Below are 15,983 nucleotides of genomic sequence, written 5' to 3' on the forward strand. Positions count from 1 at the left end.
AGCCAATGACTCGCTCTCTCAAAAAGGGTCCTTTCGTCGACCACCATCTGGTGGCCAAGGCCGACAAGGCTGTGACGAACAAGGACAAGAAGCCGATCAAGACCTGGTCGCGCCGCTCGATGGTTCTGCCCGAATTCATCGGTCTGACCATCGCTGTGCACAACGGCAAGCAACACGTGCCCGTGTACATCACCGACCAAATGGTCGGCCACAAGCTCGGCGAATTTGCGCTCACGCGCACGTTCAAGGGGCACCCCGCGGACAAAAAAGTCCAGAAGAAGTAAGGAACGACCATGTCTGAAACACGTGCAGTCCTCCGCGGTGTCCGCCTGTCGGTCGACAAGGGCCGTCTGGTCGCGGACCTCATCCGCGGCAAGAAGGTCGATCAAGCGCTCAACGTTCTGCAATTCACGCAGAAAAAGGCCGCTGTGATCATCAAGAAGGTGCTCGAGTCGGCAATTGCCAACGCCGAGCACAACGACGGTGCCGACATCGACGAGCTGAAGGTCACGACCATCTACGTCGAGCAAGGTGCAACGCTCAAGCGTTTCACCGCTCGTGCCAAGGGTCGCGGCAATCGCATCAGCAAGCCCACGTGCCATGTGTACGTGACGGTCGGCAACTAAGAAGGCCTGGAAGAAATATGGGACAGAAAATCCACCCAACCGGGTTCCGCCTTGCGGTTACCCGTAACTGGTCCAGCCGCTGGTACGCAAGCGACCGCGATTTCGCGGGCATGCTGGCCGAAGACATCAAGGTTCGCGAATACCTGAAGAAGAAGCTGAAGAACGCTTCGGTTTCGCGCGTCATGATCGAACGTCCCGCCAAGAACGCACGCATCACGATCTACTCGGCACGTCCGGGCGTCGTGATCGGCAAGAAGGGCGAAGACATCGAGAACCTCAAGCGCGAACTGGGCAAACAGCTCGGCGTGCCGGTGGCTGTCAACATCGAAGAAGTGCGCAAGCCTGAAATCGATGCACAGCTGATCGCCGACAGCATCACGCAGCAGCTCGAAAAGCGGATCATGTTCCGCCGTGCCATGAAGCGCGCCATGCAAAACGCCATGCGTCTGGGTGCCCTGGGCATCAAGATCATGTCGTCGGGCCGCCTGAACGGCATTGAAATCGCTCGTTGCGAGTGGTACCGCGAAGGTCGCGTGCCGCTTCACACCCTGCGCGCCGACATCGACTACGGCACCTCGGAAGCCAAGACCACTTACGGCGTCATCGGCGTCAAGGTCTGGGTCTACAAGGGCGACACGCTGGGTCGTAACGACCTGCCGGCCGTCGAAACGCCGCGTCCTGAAGAAGAACGTCGTCCGCGTGGTCCCCGCCGTGATGGTCGCCCTGGCGACCGTCCGGGTGGCGACCGTCGTGGTCCCGGCCCCCGTGCCGGCGCCCGTGGCCCGATCGGTGGCAACACCGCTCCCGCCGATGGCAGCGACAAGCCCGCAGAAGCAACCGGCGGTGCCGGTGCAGACTCGAAACCCGCCGTTAAGCGCGTCCGCAAAGCCGCGCCCGCTGCAGCAGCGGACGGTGCCAAGACCGAGTAATCGGTCGCTCCCGGGCGCGAAAGCGCCTGGGGCCCTCACGGAGTAATAAAACATGCTGCAACCTGCACGCAGAAAGTTCCGCAAGGAACAAAAGGGCCGCAACACCGGCGTCGCAACCACGGGTAACTCTGTTGCGTTCGGTGATTTCGGTCTCAAATGCACCGATCGCGGCCGCCTCACGGCACGCCAGATCGAAGCCGCTCGTCGCGCGATTTCGCGTCACGTGAAGCGCGGTGGCCGGATCTGGATCCGCGTGTTCCCGGACAAGCCAATCTCTACCAAGCCCGCTGAAGTGCGGATGGGTAACGGTAAGGGCAACCCCGAGTACTACGTCGCTGAAATTCAGCCCGGCAAGATCGTGTTCGAGATCGTCGGCGTGCCCGAAGAACTCGCTCGCGAAGCGTTCCGCCTGGCCGCCGCCAAGCTTCCGCTGCGCACGACGTTCGTCGCTCGCCAGCTCGGCGCCTGAGAGGAGAACACTGATGGCAACCCGTAAGAAAAAAGAAACCGTGGCTCCGGCCAAGGTCACCAAGGCCGCAACCCTTCGCACGAAGGATGTTGCCGGCCTCGAAACCGAAATCAAGAGCCTGCAGAAGGCTCACTTCGGTCTGCGCATGCAGAAGGCCACGCAACAGCTGTCGAACACCTCGACGCTGCGCGTGACGCGTCGCGACATCGCTCGCGCCAAGACCATTCTTGCTCAGAAGAGTCAAGAAACCCCCGCCGCCAAGTAAGGACTGAACATGACGGAACCTAAAAAATCCCTCAAGCGCACCTTGATTGGCAAGGTGGTCAGCGACAAGCGTGCCAAGACCGTGACCGTGCTGGTCGAGCGCCGTGTGAAGCACGAGCTCTACGGCAAGATCGTGGCCAAGACAAGCAAGTACCACGCCCATGACGAAAATGGCGTGTACAAGCTGGGCGACACCATCGAGATCACGGAAAGCCGTCCGATCTCGAAGACCAAGAACTGGGTTGTGACCCGTCTGGTCGAGAAGGCCGCTCTGGTCTGACAGCCAAGATACCCGGCGCGATACAGCGCACGCAAAAACGGCCCACAATGTGGGCCGTTTTTCTTTTTCCGGAGCACATAGATGATCAAAGTCGGCGACACCCTTCCCTCGGCCACCCTGCAGGAGTATTCGGAAGTCGAGGGCGAAGGCTGCAGCATCGGCCCTAACGCCGTGGACGTTGCCCAGGCTTCGGCCGGCAAGACCATTGCGCTGTTCGCGCTGCCCGGCGCCTTCACGCCGACCTGCTCGGCCAAACACGTGCCCGGCTATGTGCAGCACTTCGACGACTTCAAGGCCGCCGGCGTGGACGAGATCTGGTGCGTGAGCGTGAACGACGCGTTCGTGATGGGCGCCTGGGCACGCGACCAGAAGACCGGCACCAAGGTGCGCATGCTGGCCGACGGCAGCGCCGACTTCGCCAAGGCCACCGGCCTCACGCTCGACCTCACCAGCCGCGGCATGGGCGTGCGAAGCAACCGTTATTCGATGCTCGTGAAGGACGGCAAGGTCGCTTCGCTCAACGTCGAAGGCCCGGGCAAGTTCGAAGTCAGCGACGCTGACACGCTGCTGGCGCAAGCCCGCGGCTGAGCAGCCTAGAGATCCACCTTCAGGTAGTGGGCCCCGGCAACGGGGTTGTGATAGTAGGGCGGCACCTCCGCGAAGCCCAGGTCTTCGTAGAGGGCCCTTGCCGACTCCATGTCGTCCAGGGTGTCGAGCAGCACGCAGCCGTAGCCCGCGCTGCGTGCGGCGTCCAGCAGGGCCTCGGCCAGTTGACGGCCCAGGCCCAGCCCGCGAAAGCCGGGGCGCACGTACAGGCGCTTCATTTCCGCCGCATTGGGGTAGTCCACGTTGTCCAGCGGACGCAGTGCGCAGCATCCCGCCACATGCCCCAGCGTGCCATCGGCGCGCGTCAGCGTCGGTGCCTGGCGGCCCGCTTCTTCCTTCACGTTGACGGGATCGACCAGCGCCAGCAGCAGCGTGCCGCGCGGCTCGGCGTAGTCGCCGGGCAGGGCGGCCAGTTCGCCATCGAAATCCTGGAACGACAGGTCGACGCGCAGCGAGTTGGCGTAGTCACGGAAGATCGCGCGCGCGGCGTCGAGCTCGTGCGCCGTTTCGGGCGTGAGCAGAACGACAGCCGGCATCGCCGACAGCGGCAAGGGACGGGACACGGAAAAGCTCATATGCGCAAGGAAGTAACCCGGCAGGCCAGGCCCGCGCGCAGCGCGAAAAACCTGGACGGCCCAGAGCAAACGGGCAACGCCATCCACGGCGAGCGCCCGATCAGCGGAAGGCGCAGATTAGCAAAGTCCGGGCCCTTGCCTGCTTCGGGTTGTTGCTAGGCACCATGGGTGGCCACCTCGCAAAAAAAAGCGCTCTGTCTGGAGCGCCTTTTGTTTGGAACAGCCGAAGTTCAGGCTTCGGCCAGCAGCTTCTCGATCAGCTTGTGCAGTTCTGCGAAATCAGGCTCGCCCACATAGCGCTTCACGATCTCGCCGCGCTTGTTGACCAGGTAGGTGGTGGGCGTGAGCTTCACGTCGCCCCAGGCCTGCGCCACGCTGCCCGTGTTGTCGATGGCCACCTTGAAAGGCAGCTTGCGCGTTTGCGCGAAGTTCACGACATAGCTTGGCGGGTCGTAGCTCATGGCCACGGCCAGGGTGTCGTAGCCCTGTGCCTTGTACTTGTCGTAGGTGGCGATGACCTTGGGCATCTCGCCCACACAGGTCACGCAGCTGGTGGCCCAGAAGTTGACCAGGGTGACCTTGCCCTTCAGGTCGGCGGTGCTCTTTTGCGTGCCGTCGAGCAGCACGAAGGTGGAGGCCGGCGCGGCGGTGGCGCCGGAGCCGAAGTACACGCCCGCGCCGGCAGCCAGCGCGAGGAAGACGGAGGCAGCAGCAATGTATTTCTTCATGGCATTCGGAAGGAGAGGGGCGGCGCTAGTTTAGTTCCGCCTGCCCGATCGTGCTGCCGGCGTCTATCGTGGCCCCGGGCGCCTCCCCCGGCCGATAATCGCTCCCCCATGCCGCCGACCGTCCCTCGCCCCTTGCTCGCGCTGACCGCTGCGGCCCTGCTCGCCGCCTGCAGCCCCACCTTCAACTGGCGCGAAGTGCCCATTGCCGAGTCGGGCCTGACCGCGCTGCTGCCCTGCAAGGCCGACCGCGCCAACAGGGCCTTGCCGCTGGGCGCTGAATCGGTTCAGGTCGACATGACGGGATGCGAGGCCGGCGGTGCCACCTTCGCCATTGCGCATGCCTCCGCCAATGGACCAGCGCAGGCGCAGGCCTGGCTCGGCGCCTGGCGCGCCGCCACGCGCGGCCAACTGAGCGGCTCGGGTGGCGCGGCTGGCGCCGAAGAGCCCGCCGGCGCCCAGCTCACCGAAGCGCCCGCCACCCTGCAGCGCGCCACCGCCACGCCCGCCCCGTTGCGGCTCGACGCCCGCAAGCCCGGCGCCGGGCAGGTGCAGGTTCTCTGGTTCGCCCAGTCGCAAAAGGACGGCACCGTGGCGCTCTACCAGGCTACCGTTCTGGGCACGCCTTCGTCGAGCGAAGCCTCTCAGACTTTTTTCGAGGGGCTGCGCCTGCCATGACAGTGGCAAGCTGGCCCGTTTCACGCCGCACTGTCCGTCTTTCGGGGCTGCCGCGTTGTGTCACATATCTATCTACCCTGGGCGCCCCCGCATAATCGGCGCGTCGTCCTCCGTCCCGCATGAACAGCATCCTCATCATCGCCCACTCACCGTTCGCACACGCGCTGCGGCAGTGCGCGCTGCATGTGTTTCCCGATTGCGAGCAGGCCGTGGTCGCGCTCGACGTGTTGCCCAACGTGTCGCCCGAGGAGACCCTGGCCGCCGCGCGCATCACGCTCGAGCAGCAGTTGCGCACACCGCGCTCGCAGGTGCTCGTGCTGGCCGACGTGTTCGGCGCCACGCCTTGCAACGTGGCACAGAAACTCGTGGACGGCGCCCGTTCGCGGCTGGTGGCGGGGGTCAACCTCCCGATGCTGCTGCGCGCGGTCACCTACCGGCACGAGCCGCTCGAGACGCTGGTGCAGCGCGCCCTCGCGGGCGGCACCGCCGGCGTCATGCAGGTGGCGGTGGCCGCTCCCCAGAACCAGGCGAAGAGAAAGCACAGTGATCAAGAAATCCGTGACCATCAGCAATAAGCTGGGCCTGCATGCACGCGCATCGGCCAAGCTGACCAAGCTTGCCGGCAGCTTTCCCTGCGAGGTGTGGCTCTCGCGCGGCGACCGCCGCATCAATGCCAAGAGCATCATGGGCGTGATGATGCTGGCCGCGGGGCTGGGCTCCACCGTCGAGCTCGAAACCAACGGCGCGCAGGAAGAAGAAGCGATGAACGCCATCGTCCACTTGATGGACGACAAGTTCGGCGAAGGCGAATGAAATGGTCCACCCCCAAGCTTTTTCACTTCGTGTAAACGCCAACCCCCTTGCAGGGGGCGATGCCGCTCGCCCGGCAAAGCCGGTTCGACGGCATCTCACAGGCTAGGTCATGACCTTCGCAGTCCACGGCCTTCCCGTTGCCCGTGGCATTGCCATCGGGCGTGCGGTGATGGTGGTGTCCAGTCGCATCGACGTGGCCCACTACTTCATCAAGCCTGAAGAGATCGAGACCGAGATCGACCGCGTGCGCACCGCGCGCAATGCGGTGGCCGAAGAGCTCGTGAAGCTGCAGGCCAGCGTGGCGCAGATGGGCCCGAACGACGCGCCGCACGAGCTTTCAGCCTTGCTAGAGGTGCACCAGATGCTGCTGCAGGACGAAGCCCTGAGCGGCGGCGTGAAGCACTGGATCAGCGAGCGGCTCTACAACGCCGAATGGGCGCTGACCACGCAGCTGGAAATCATCGCGCGCCAGTTCGACGAAATGGAAGACGCGTACCTGCGCGAGCGCAAGGCCGACCTCGAGCAGGTGGTCGAGCGCCTGCTGCACCGCATGAAGGGCACGGCCGCCGTGCTCGCGCCAAGCCCGCCGCGGCGCAAGCGCGCCACCACCGACGACGACAACGACGACCCCACCGCGGGCGACGGCATCGACGTGCCGCTGGTGCTCATTGCGCACGACCTGTCGCCGGCCGACATGCTGCAGTTCAAGAAGAGCGTGTTCGCCGGCTTCGTGACCGACGTGGGCGGGCGCACCTCGCACACCGCCATCGTGGCGCGCAGCATGGACATTCCGGCCGTGGTGGGCGCGCGCACCGCGAGCCAGCTGGTGCGCCAGGACGACTGGGTCATCATCGACGGCGACGCCGGCGTGGTGATCGTCGACCCCTCGCCGATCATCCTGGCCGAGTACGGCTTCAAGCAGCGCCAGGGCGACCTCGAGCGCGGTCGGCTCGCGCGGCTGCGGCACAAGCCGGCCGTCACGCTTGACGGCCAGCGCGTTGAGCTGCTCGCCAACATCGAGATGCCCGAGGACACCCTGGGCGCCGTGAAGGCCGGTGCCGTGGGCGTGGGCCTGTTCCGCAGCGAATTTCTCTTCATGGGCCGCGAGTCGTCCACGCGCCAGACCCGCTTGCCCGACGAAGAAGAGCAATACCAGGCCTACAAGCGCGCGGTGGAGGGCATGCAGGGCATGCCCGTCACCATCCGCACCATCGACGTGGGCGCCGACAAGCCGCTGGACAGCAAGTCGACCAACAAGCAGGAGCACCTGAATCCCGCGCTCGGCCTGCGCGCCATTCGCTGGAGCCTGGCCGATCCGGCCATGTTCCTCACGCAGTTGCGCGCCATTCTTCGGGCGGCGGCGCACGGCGAAATTCACTTGCTCATTCCGATGCTCGCGCACGCCAGCGAGATCCGCCAGACGCTGTCGCTGATCGACTTTGCGCGCACCGAGCTCGACCGCCGCGGCGCGGTGCATGGCGCGGTGAAGCTCGGCGCCATGATCGAAATTCCGGCGGCCGCGCTCACGCTGCGCATCTTCCTGAAGCACTTCGACTTTCTGTCGATCGGCACCAACGACCTGATTCAGTACACGCTGGCCATCGACCGTGCAGACGAGTCGGTGGCGCACCTGTACGACCCCGCGCACCCGGCGGTGCTGCGCCTGGTGGCCGACACCATCACCGAGTGCCGCCGCCAGGGCAAGGGTGTGTCGGTGTGCGGCGAAATGGCCGGCGACGTGGCCTTCACGCGCCTGCTGCTGGGCATGGGCCTGCGCAGCTTTTCGATGCACCCTTCGCGCATCCTCGCGGTCAAGCAGGAAGTGCTGCGCGCGGACACCAGCAAGCTCGAGGCATGGGCCAGGAGCGTGCTCGAATCGGACGACCCCGCCGCCACCATGGCGCTCTGAGCCATTCGCGAAACACCGAGGAGCCGGCTTTGCCGGGCCTCTGGTGTTGCCCCGTAGGGGGGTGGAGGAGCGACACGAAGTGCGCGCAGCCTGGGGGCGAGCCGAAATATAACGATACATGCCGCAACGGTGGCGAAAGGACTTGCGGGCCACCCGCAAGCACGATCAGGTCTTCTCTTCCAACCCAGAAAGAAAGGCCTGCATCATGAAGTTCATCTCCACCTCCGTCTCCTTCACCCAGATCATCGCCATCAGCTCGTTTGCCATGCTCGCCGCCGCGGGCGCCAAGGCCGAGAGCTACGAGGGCGTGCAGCCGGCCGTGTCGGCCCAGAGCCGCGCCGACGTCAACGCCGAAGCCATGCGCACCGCCTCGGCACCCAACCAGAACGTGGTGCGCGGCTCGCGCGGCCCCGAGACCGTGGCCGTCTCGATGGAGCGCGACCGCGTCGTCGCAGAAGCCATGCGCACCGCGGCCGCGCCCGACCAGAACGTGTCCTCCGGCTCGCGTGTGAACAGCAAGGTCATCTCGACCCTGCAGAACCCCGTCGACGCGCGCGCCGCGGCAGTCAACGCCAAGAGCAGCCGGCTGTAAACGGCCCCTCGGCCCGCAGCCACCCCCTCGCACCCCCTCGCAATAAAGCGAAACACGCCGATACCCCGGCGAGAGGACTTGGCCCGGTGCGCATCGCACCATCGAGCTTCCTCCTCACAAGACAACACCCAAGGACTTGATATGAAGCACTGGATCAAACGCACTCTCTTCGGTTTCGCTGGCGCCGCGATGGTGGCCGGCAGCATCGCCGGCTGCGCCGGTCAACGCCACGGCTGGGGCGGCGGCGACGGCGCCGAGTTCCGCGCGAAGATGGTCGAGCGCGTGGGCAGCAAGCTCGAGCTCGACGCCAACCAGAAGCAAAAGCTCACCGTGCTGGCCGAGAAGCTGCAAGCGCAGCGCGAAGCCATGCGCGGTGCTGGTGGCGCAGGCGACCCGCGCTCGCAGTTCAAGGCGCTGTTCGCGGGCAACAAGCTCGACCAGGCCGGTGCCACGCGGCTGATCGACGAGAAGACCACCGCCGTGCGCAGCGGCAGCCCCGAGGTCATTGCCGCCGCCGCCGACTTCTACGACAACCTGAACGCCGCCCAGCAGCAGAAGGTGCGCGACTTCATGGACCGTGGCGGGCGCCGCTGGAGCCACCGTGGCTGACCTCGGCCCATCCCTCGGCCGGTCCCTCGGCTCATCCTCGCGCTTCATGCCCTTCGTGGCGCGGCGCCCACCCCTTGCCAGCGAGCAACACCTGTGGGCCAGCGAAGCCGCCTCCGCGGCGGCGCGCGAACAGGCACTCGGCGCCACGGGCAGCGTGCGCACGCTGCTGCGGGCCGAAGGCGCGGTGGTGTTCGGCGTGGCGCTGGTGGCCTATGCCCAGTTTGGCGCGGGCTGGGGCATGTTCGCGCTCTGGCTGCTGGCGCCCGACCTCTCGCTGCTGGGCTACCTTGCGGGCCCGCGCGTGGGCGCGGCGCTCTACAACGCGGCGCATTCGTACGCAGGGCCCGCGCTGCTGCTGGCGCTCGGCGTGCTCGCGCCCATGCCGTGGGCGCTGGCCGGCGGGTTGATATGGCTGACCCACATCGGGCTGGACCGCGCGCTGGGCTACGGCCTGAAGTACGCGGCGGGATTTGCCTTCACGCACCTTGGGCGCATTGGTCGCATCGGGCGGGCCGATCCATGGTGAGTGTCATGCCTGTCGTGCCCAGCCACGCACGGCCACCCTCGCTTCCCGCGGCGGCCCTGACCTGGACGGTGCGATGCCACCCGGTCTGATGGTCAGCGAAGTCATCCGCCATTTCCTTGCCAGGAGGCACAATCCCGCCATGCCGCGCATCCTGTTGATCGACGACGACGAACACCTCGCCGCGCCGCTGACCACCTACTTCGCACGCTTCGGCTGCATCCTCGAAAGCGCCGTGCGCCCGAGCGAAGGCCTCGCCAAGCTGCGGGCCGGCCAGTACGACGCCGCCATCCTCGACGTCATGCTGCCCGAGATGGACGGCTTCGAGCTGTGCCGCGAGATCCGCAAGGAAAGCGACATTCCCATCGTGATGCTCACCGCCCGCGGCGAAGTGATGGACCGCGTGGTCGGGCTCGAACTGGGCGCCGACGACTACGTGCCCAAGCCCTTCGAGCCGCGCGAACTGGTGGCGCGCGTGCAGACCATCCTGCGCCGCCAGCGCAGCGCGCCGCCGGCGGCCACCGGCACGCAGCAGCGCGTGTTCGACGGCCTGTCCATCGACCTCGACCGGCGCCAGGTGCTGCGCCACGGCGAGCGCGTGGAGCTCACCGGCACCGAGTTCGAACTGCTCGCGCTGCTGGCGGCCGAGCCCGGCAAGGTGTTCAGCCGCGACGACATCCTCAACCGCCTGCGCGGCCATGAGGCCGAGCTCTACACGCGCGCGGTCGACATCGTGGTGAGCCGCCTGCGCAAGAAGCTGGAGCCGCTGGACTGCATCAAGACACTGCGCAACGCCGGCTATGCGCTGGCCGTGGCGCGCAGCGAGCCCGCATGAGCTTCAACCGGGCGGACCACCGCAGCGCCATGCGCGAGATGCGGCGTCGCATGGCGTGCCACGACGAGGTGTCGCGCGAGGAATGGCGCACCCAGTGGCACGCGCGCTGGAACGAAAAAGTGCAGGGCAAGCGACGCTGGCGTCGCTCGCTGCGCGTGCGGCTGGTGCTGATGTTCGTGGTGCTCGCGCTGGTGATGGCGGCGGTGTTCATGGGCGGCATGAAGAAGTCGTTCTCCACCGGCTGGGCCGAGGCCGCCAAGCCGATGCTGACCGACTACACAGACCGCCTGGTCGCCGAAATCGGCACGCCGCCCGACGTGGCGCGCGCGCAGGCGCTGGTGGCCCGGCTGCCCATCACCATCCGCATCGTCGGCCCCACCGTCAACTGGGACTCCAACCCCGGCGGCGCCAACAGCCCCGGCGGCTGGATGCACGACCGCGACGAGCTGCTGGGCAACGACAAGTGGTTCATTCGCTCCACCGCCGACGGGCACCGCGTGGTCTTCGGCTGGGCGCCCAAGCTCTGGCAACTGGCGCCGCGGGTCATCGGCTGGGCCACGCTGGGCGTGCTGCTGTCGTGCGTGCTGCTGGCCTATGGCTATGTGAGCCGGCTGCTGCGCCCGCTGATCGACATTCGCGAAGGCGCGCAGCGCTTCGGCCGCGGCGAGTTCACGCAGCCCATTCCCGTGCGCCGCAACGACGACCTGGGCGACCTTGCGCAGCGCATCAACACCATGGCCGACGACATTCAAGCCATGCTCGACGCCAAGCGCGGCCTGCTGCTGGCGCTGAGCCACGAACTGCGCTCGCCGCTCACGCGGGCCCGGCTCAATGCCGAGCTGCTGCCGGCCACGCCCGACGGCCAAACCGAGCGCGAGGCACTGCTGCGCGACCTGAACGAGATGCGCGACCTCATCAGCGACCTGCTCGAAAGCGAGCGCCTCGCCAGCCCGCACGTGGCGCTGCTGCGCGAGCCGGTCGACCTGGCCGTGCTGATCCGCGAGACCGTGGCCGAGATGCCCGATGCGCGGCATGTGCACCTCGACCTGGCCGAGGGTCTGCCGCCGCATGCCGTGGACCGCATGCGCGTGCGGCTGCTGGTGCGCAACCTGCTCGACAACGCGCTGCGCTACAGCGCCGACGCGCCGCGCCCGCCCTGCGTGTCGCTGCGCGCCGTGCTCGACGGGCGCAAGCAGGGCGTGGAGATCGAGGTGCGCGACCACGGCCCCGGCGTGGACGAGGAGCAGCTCGATCGGCTCACCGAGCCCTTCTATCGCACCGACGGCGCCCGCGCGCGCACCACCGGCGGCGTGGGCCTGGGCATGTACCTGTGCCGGCTGATCGCCGAGGCGCACGGCGGCGAACTGACGGTGCGCAACGCGCAGCCGGGGCTGCAGATCGTCGTGCGGATGGCCTGAAAGGTCGGGTGAGGCAGGGGCTGCAGAGGTGGCGCTGCAGAGGGCGCTGCAGAGGTAGCTGCAGAGGGTGTGCGCTGTCGCCTGCGCTACCAGCCGGGCCGGGGGCCACGGCTACGATGCCTCTCCCAGTCAGCGTCGGTCAATCAAGGAGACACCATGAGCAGCCCCCTCACCAACCACCAGGTCCGCCTCGCCAAGCGCCCCGAAGGCGCGGCCACGCGCGAGAACTGGAAATTCACCACCGAGCCCGTCGGCGAGCCGGCCGAAGGCGGCGTGCTGGTCAAGACCTTGTCGCTGTCGCTCGACCCCGCCATGCGCGGCTGGCTCAACGATGCCAGGAGCTACATCCCGCCCGTGGGCATCGACGAGGTGATGCGCGCCGGCGGCGTCGGCCGCGTCGTGGCCTCGAAGAACCCGCTGTTCGCGGTGGGCGACACGGTGTACGGCACGCTGGGCGTGCAGGAATACATCGTCATTGCGCAGGAAGAGCTGAAGCGCAACGGCCTCGTGAAGATCGACCTGAACGTGGGCAGCATCACCCAGTGGCTCAACGTGCTGGGCATGCCCGGCATGACCGGCTACTTCGGCCTGATGGACGTGGGCCAGCCCAAGGCCGGCGAAACCGTGGTGGTGTCCGGCGCGGCCGGCGCCGTGGGCCAGACCGTGGGCCAGCTCGCCAAGATCAAGGGCTGCCGCGTGGTCGGCATTGCCGGCGGCGCCGCCAAGTGCGAGTGGGTGGTGAAGGAGCTGGGCTTCGACGCCTGCATCGACTACAAGGCCGGCGAGGGCGCGGTGCGCGCGGGCCTGAAAGAGCACTGCCCCAAGGGCGTGGACGTGTACTTCGACAACGTCGGCGGCGAAATTCTCGACCACGTGCTGGCCAAGCTCGCGCGCAAGGCCCGCATCATCATCTGCGGTGCCATCAGCCAGTACAACAACGCCAACAGCATGCCCGCCGCGGGCCCGAAGAACTACCTGAGCCTGCTGGTGAACCGCGCGCGCATGGAAGGCATCGTGGTGTTCGACTACGCCGACCGCTACCCCATCGCCATCGCCGAGATGGCCGGCTATTTGAAGGACGGGCGCATGAAGAGCAAGGAAGACATCGTGAAGGGTCTGGAGACTTTTCCCGAGTCGCTCAACAAGCTGTTTGCCGGGGAGAACTTCGGCAAGCTGGTGCTGGAGGTGGCCGAGGCCTGAACAGGCAGAGGCCGTTCCGATGGGGGCTTCAACTCCCCACCTTGTTGGGGTCGCGCCAGGCCCGCTCGAATGGCAACCGCCACGCGTGCGGCGCAATCAGCTGATGCACCGGCTTGGGACCCCATGACCCCTGCTCGTAGAGCCGCACCGGCGGCGGCGATTCGAGCAGCTGGGTCGACACCTCCCACAACCGCTCGATGCCTTCGGCCGTGGTGAACAGCGTGCGGTCCCCGCGCATCGCATCGAGGATGAGGCGCTCGTAGGCCTCCAGCACCTCGCCGGCCAGGCCGGTGTCGCGCATCGCGAACTGCAGGCTCAGCTTGTCCAGCCGCATGCCGGGGCCGGGTCGCTTGCCGTAGAACGACAGCGACATCTTCGACGCGTCCGCCAGGTCGAAGGTCAGGTGGTCGGGCCCCTGCGCGCCCACGCCAGAGCCTGGCGGAAACATGCTCTTGGGTGGCTCGCGGAAGGCGATGGAAATGATGCGCTGGCCCTCGGCCATGCGCTTGCCGGTGCGCAGGTAGAAGGGCACGCCGGCCCAGCGCCAGTTGTCGATGTGGCACTTCAGCGCAATGAAGGTTTCAGTGTCCGAGTCGGGGTCGACGCCTTGCTCGCCCCGGTAGCCGCTGTACTGGCCGCGCACCACGTCGGTGGGGCTGATCGGCTCCATGCTGCGAAACACCTTGTTCTTTTCTTCGCTGATGGGCGCGGGCTCCAGCGCGGTGGGCGGCTCCATGGCCATGAAGGCCAGAATCTGGAACAGGTGCGTGACCACCATGTCGCGGTAGGCGCCGGTCTGCTCGTAGAAGCCGGCGCGCTTGCCCAGGCCCAGCGTCTCGGGCACGTCGATCTGCACGTGGTCGATGAAGTTGCGGTTCCAGATGGGCTCGAACAGCCCGTTGGCAAAGCGAAACGCCAGAATGTTCTGCGCCGGCTCCTTGCCCAGGAAGTGGTCGATGCGAAAGATCTGCGCCTCCTGAAACACCTCGTGCAGCTTGCTGTTGAGCGCGACGGCGCTGGCCAGGTCGGTGCCGAAGGGCTTTTCCATGACGATGCGCGAGCGCTCCACCAGCCCGGCCTCGCCCAGCGTGCGCACCACGGTCAGCGCCGCGCTGGGCGGCACGCTCAGGTAATGCAGGCGCTGGCATTCGGTGCCCAGCGAGGCCTCGGCCCGGTCGACCGCGGCGCGCAACGCGGCGGCACCGGCCGACAGCGGCACGTAGTCGAGGGTGGCGGCAAAGGCGTCCCAGTCGGCGGGGCTGGTCTTGCGGCTGCCGAACTCGTCGAGCGCCGAGCGGGCCGCGGCGCGAAAGCCTTCTACATCGAGCTCGTCGAGCGACACGCCGATGATGCGGCAGCCCGGAATGAAGCCGGCGCTGCACAGGTGGAACAGCCCCGGCAGCAGCTTGCGCCTGGCCAGGTCGCCGGTGGCGCCGACCAGCACCACCACCTGCGGAAAACGCGGGCCGACACCGGGAGGGATCTTCGCCATGTTGTCACCTTGGAGCTGTTGTGCCCAAGGCCTAGCGATTTCGGTGCCAGCCTGGGAAATCAGTCGGTCGCGGGGCGCATGGGCACGTCGCCCAGCGCCTCGTCGTCGCGCAGGCTGTGCGCGGTCTTCAGCAGTTCGATCGACAGGCCGTCGCTCTGGCCGGCAAAGCCCTTGGCCACGCCTTCGAGCACGGTGGACAGGCCGACTTCGCCGTCGGCGCGCGCGTCCATGCTCACGTTCAGCACCCGGGCCGCCATCTGGCGGTAGGTGACGGCGCCCGCGCTGTCCAGCGCGGCCACCAGGTCCAGGTACAGCGCCAGGTTCAGGTCGAACACCAGCTTGGGGGTAATTTCGAAATCCTCGTTCTTGTTCTTGTTGTCCATGGGTGAGCTCCTTTTTTCCTGAGCCTCGACTCTAGCCAGAAAACGCGGGCTAACCCGTCGGACACAGCCTGATTCAGTCGCGCCGCGCGCGCGTGCCCAGGAGCGCCGCCGAGATGATGAGCCCGGCCGCGAGCACGATGGTCCAGGTCAGCGGCCGGCCGGTGACCAGCAGCAACAGCGCGGTCGAGCCCAGCGGCGTGAGGTAGCTCAGGATGCCGATCTGGCGCGCGTCCCCGCGCTTGAGCGCCATGTCCCACACGAAGAAGGCCGTGCCCAGCGGGCCCAGGCCGCACAGCACCAGAAGCAGCCAGTCGCGGCCCGACAGCGCCACCGAAGGTTCGAGCAGCACATGGCAGGCCAGCGACAGCGCGCCCGACACCAGCCCGAACAGGCCGATGGCCGAGGTCGGGAAGGCCGCGACGCGTTTGGTTCCGAGCGAGTAGCTGGCCCAGACGAAGGCCGAGGCCAGCGCCGGCACGAAGCCCCAGTAACCCGTGCCTGCGCCGCTCTGGGCGGTGCCACCGCTGGCGCCCAGGATCGCCGCGGCCGCGCCCGCGAACCCCAGCAGCCCGGCCACGATGTGCAGCGGGCGCAGCCGCACGCCCGGCAGCACCACCGGCGCCAGCACCACCATGAGCAGCGGCCACAGGTAGTTGACCAGGTTGGCCTCCACCGGCGGCGCGTAGCGCAGCGCGATGAACAGCAGAAAGTGATAGCCGAACAGGCCGTAGATGCCCAGCGCCAGCGTGCCCGGTGGCACCTTCCAGGCGCGACGGTCGCGCAGCACCAGCGGCCAGCTCGGCACGCTGCCGATGATGAGCGCCAGGCCGGTGAGCAGGAAGGGCGGCAGGTGCGACAGGGCCGTGCCGAGCGAGGCAAGGGTGGTCCAGAGTGCGATGGCGAGCAGGGCGTAGACGGTCGAGGACATGGGCCGCGAGGCTACGCGATCCGGTCGTCGCGCAATGACGGTGCGTCGTCGCGCAACGACGGTGTGGGGTTTGCTCCTTCCCCCTCTGGGGGAAGGTTGGGATGGGGGCAGGCCGTCGATCAAGCGCCC

At 67.2% G+C, this 15,983-nt stretch carries 22 protein-coding genes; 17 read left to right on the top strand and 5 right to left on the bottom strand.

All coding sequences use genetic code 11. The annotated features are described in order from the left end of the window. Window positions 1-5 precede the first annotated feature (5 nt). The 7 genes from rpsS (at window position 6) to VLK31_RS15190 (ending at window position 3,156) form a co-directional block, all read left to right on the top strand. Complete coding sequence (gene rpsS / locus VLK31_RS15160; protein ID WP_062478874.1) at window positions 6-284, top strand: 30S ribosomal protein S19; 279 nt, start codon at window positions 6-8, stop codon at window positions 282-284. A 9-nt stretch (window positions 285-293) separates the two neighbouring features. Continuing rightward, complete coding sequence (rplV, locus tag VLK31_RS15165; protein WP_409169222.1) at window positions 294-626, top strand: 50S ribosomal protein L22; 333 nt, start codon at window positions 294-296, stop codon at window positions 624-626. A gap of 17 nt (window positions 627-643) precedes the next feature. Then, window positions 644-1,555, top strand: coding sequence for a 30S ribosomal protein S3 (gene rpsC, locus VLK31_RS15170; RefSeq protein WP_409169223.1), 912 nt, complete (start codon window positions 644-646; stop codon window positions 1,553-1,555). A gap of 52 nt (window positions 1,556-1,607) precedes the next feature. Further along, a complete protein-coding gene (gene rplP / locus VLK31_RS15175) occupies window positions 1,608-2,024 on the top strand; it encodes a 50S ribosomal protein L16 (protein WP_093136308.1) in 417 nt (138 codons plus the stop codon). A 13-nt stretch (window positions 2,025-2,037) separates the two neighbouring features. Continuing rightward, window positions 2,038-2,289, top strand: a complete 252-nt coding sequence (gene rpmC, locus VLK31_RS15180) for a 50S ribosomal protein L29 (protein ID WP_409169224.1) — start codon at window positions 2,038-2,040, stop codon at window positions 2,287-2,289. A 9-nt stretch (window positions 2,290-2,298) separates the two neighbouring features. After that, the gene (rpsQ, locus tag VLK31_RS15185) at window positions 2,299-2,568 is read left to right on the top strand and encodes a 30S ribosomal protein S17 (protein ID WP_409169225.1); all 270 of its coding nucleotides are present in this window, start codon (window positions 2,299-2,301) and stop codon (window positions 2,566-2,568) included. Window positions 2,569-2,649: 81 nt separating this feature from the next. Next, on the top strand, window positions 2,650-3,156 hold the full coding sequence (locus VLK31_RS15190; RefSeq protein WP_409169226.1) for a peroxiredoxin: 507 nt from the start codon (window positions 2,650-2,652) through the stop codon (window positions 3,154-3,156). A gap of 5 nt (window positions 3,157-3,161) precedes the next feature. On the opposite strand, the gene VLK31_RS15195 is transcribed toward VLK31_RS15190, so the two are convergent. Together VLK31_RS15195 and VLK31_RS15200 are read right to left on the bottom strand one after the other, a co-directional pair. Continuing rightward, window positions 3,162-3,749, bottom strand: coding sequence for a GNAT family N-acetyltransferase (locus tag VLK31_RS15195; protein ID WP_409169227.1), 588 nt, complete (start codon window positions 3,747-3,749; stop codon window positions 3,162-3,164). A gap of 230 nt (window positions 3,750-3,979) precedes the next feature. Next, window positions 3,980-4,477: a TlpA disulfide reductase family protein gene (locus VLK31_RS15200; protein WP_409169228.1), complete on the bottom strand. Its 498-nt coding sequence runs from the start codon at window positions 4,475-4,477 to the stop codon at window positions 3,980-3,982. A 108-nt stretch (window positions 4,478-4,585) separates the two neighbouring features. On the opposite strand from VLK31_RS15200, the gene VLK31_RS15205 reads away from it, so the two are divergent. The 10 genes from VLK31_RS15205 (at window position 4,586) to VLK31_RS15250 (ending at window position 13,051) form a co-directional block, all read left to right on the top strand. After that, a complete protein-coding gene (locus VLK31_RS15205) occupies window positions 4,586-5,152 on the top strand; it encodes a hypothetical protein (RefSeq protein ID WP_409169229.1) in 567 nt (188 codons plus the stop codon). A 119-nt stretch (window positions 5,153-5,271) separates the two neighbouring features. Beyond that, window positions 5,272-5,727 carry a PTS sugar transporter subunit IIA gene (locus tag VLK31_RS15210; RefSeq protein ID WP_409169230.1) on the top strand — a complete coding sequence of 152 codons (456 nt, stop codon included), beginning with the start codon at window positions 5,272-5,274 and terminating at the stop codon, window positions 5,725-5,727. Next, a complete protein-coding gene (locus tag VLK31_RS15215) occupies window positions 5,696-5,965 on the top strand; it encodes an HPr family phosphocarrier protein (protein ID WP_409169231.1) in 270 nt (89 codons plus the stop codon). Before VLK31_RS15210 ends, VLK31_RS15215 begins: the two co-directional genes overlap by 32 nt. Before the next feature lie 109 nt (window positions 5,966-6,074). Beyond that, window positions 6,075-7,874, top strand: a complete 1,800-nt coding sequence (ptsP, locus tag VLK31_RS15220) for a phosphoenolpyruvate--protein phosphotransferase (RefSeq protein ID WP_409169232.1) — start codon at window positions 6,075-6,077, stop codon at window positions 7,872-7,874. Window positions 7,875-8,079: 205 nt separating this feature from the next. Then, window positions 8,080-8,466, top strand: a complete 387-nt coding sequence (locus VLK31_RS15225) for a DUF4148 domain-containing protein (RefSeq protein WP_409169233.1) — start codon at window positions 8,080-8,082, stop codon at window positions 8,464-8,466. A 141-nt stretch (window positions 8,467-8,607) separates the two neighbouring features. Continuing rightward, the gene (locus VLK31_RS15230; RefSeq protein WP_409169234.1) at window positions 8,608-9,075 is read left to right on the top strand and encodes a Spy/CpxP family protein refolding chaperone; all 468 of its coding nucleotides are present in this window, start codon (window positions 8,608-8,610) and stop codon (window positions 9,073-9,075) included. Beyond that, the gene (locus VLK31_RS15235; RefSeq protein WP_409169235.1) at window positions 9,068-9,601 is read left to right on the top strand and encodes a DUF4260 domain-containing protein; all 534 of its coding nucleotides are present in this window, start codon (window positions 9,068-9,070) and stop codon (window positions 9,599-9,601) included. The genes VLK31_RS15230 and VLK31_RS15235 overlap by 8 nt, the downstream gene beginning before the upstream one ends. Window positions 9,602-9,740: 139 nt before the next feature. Then, window positions 9,741-10,433, top strand: a complete 693-nt coding sequence (locus tag VLK31_RS15240; RefSeq protein WP_409169236.1) for a response regulator transcription factor — start codon at window positions 9,741-9,743, stop codon at window positions 10,431-10,433. A gap of 29 nt (window positions 10,434-10,462) precedes the next feature. Next, window positions 10,463-11,851 carry an ATP-binding protein gene (locus VLK31_RS15245; RefSeq protein ID WP_409169256.1) on the top strand — a complete coding sequence of 463 codons (1,389 nt, stop codon included), beginning with the start codon at window positions 10,463-10,465 and terminating at the stop codon, window positions 11,849-11,851. A 156-nt stretch (window positions 11,852-12,007) separates the two neighbouring features. After that, window positions 12,008-13,051: an NADP-dependent oxidoreductase gene (locus VLK31_RS15250; RefSeq protein WP_409169237.1), complete on the top strand. Its 1,044-nt coding sequence runs from the start codon at window positions 12,008-12,010 to the stop codon at window positions 13,049-13,051. Window positions 13,052-13,079: 28 nt separating this feature from the next. On the opposite strand, the gene zwf is transcribed toward VLK31_RS15250, so the two are convergent. From zwf to VLK31_RS15265, 3 genes are all read right to left on the bottom strand, one after another. Beyond that, window positions 13,080-14,543, bottom strand: coding sequence for a glucose-6-phosphate dehydrogenase (gene zwf / locus VLK31_RS15255; protein WP_409169238.1), 1,464 nt, complete (start codon window positions 14,541-14,543; stop codon window positions 13,080-13,082). Window positions 14,544-14,602: 59 nt separating this feature from the next. Then, window positions 14,603-14,926 carry a hypothetical protein gene (locus VLK31_RS15260; RefSeq protein WP_409169239.1) on the bottom strand — a complete coding sequence of 108 codons (324 nt, stop codon included), beginning with the start codon at window positions 14,924-14,926 and terminating at the stop codon, window positions 14,603-14,605. A gap of 73 nt (window positions 14,927-14,999) precedes the next feature. Next, window positions 15,000-15,854, bottom strand: a complete 855-nt coding sequence (locus VLK31_RS15265; protein WP_409169240.1) for a DMT family transporter — start codon at window positions 15,852-15,854, stop codon at window positions 15,000-15,002. Window positions 15,855-15,983: the final 129 nt, after the last annotated feature.

It is taken from the genome of Variovorax sp. H27-G14 (genome assembly GCF_046156345.1).
Lineage (GTDB): Bacteria > Pseudomonadota > Gammaproteobacteria > Burkholderiales > Burkholderiaceae_C > Variovorax.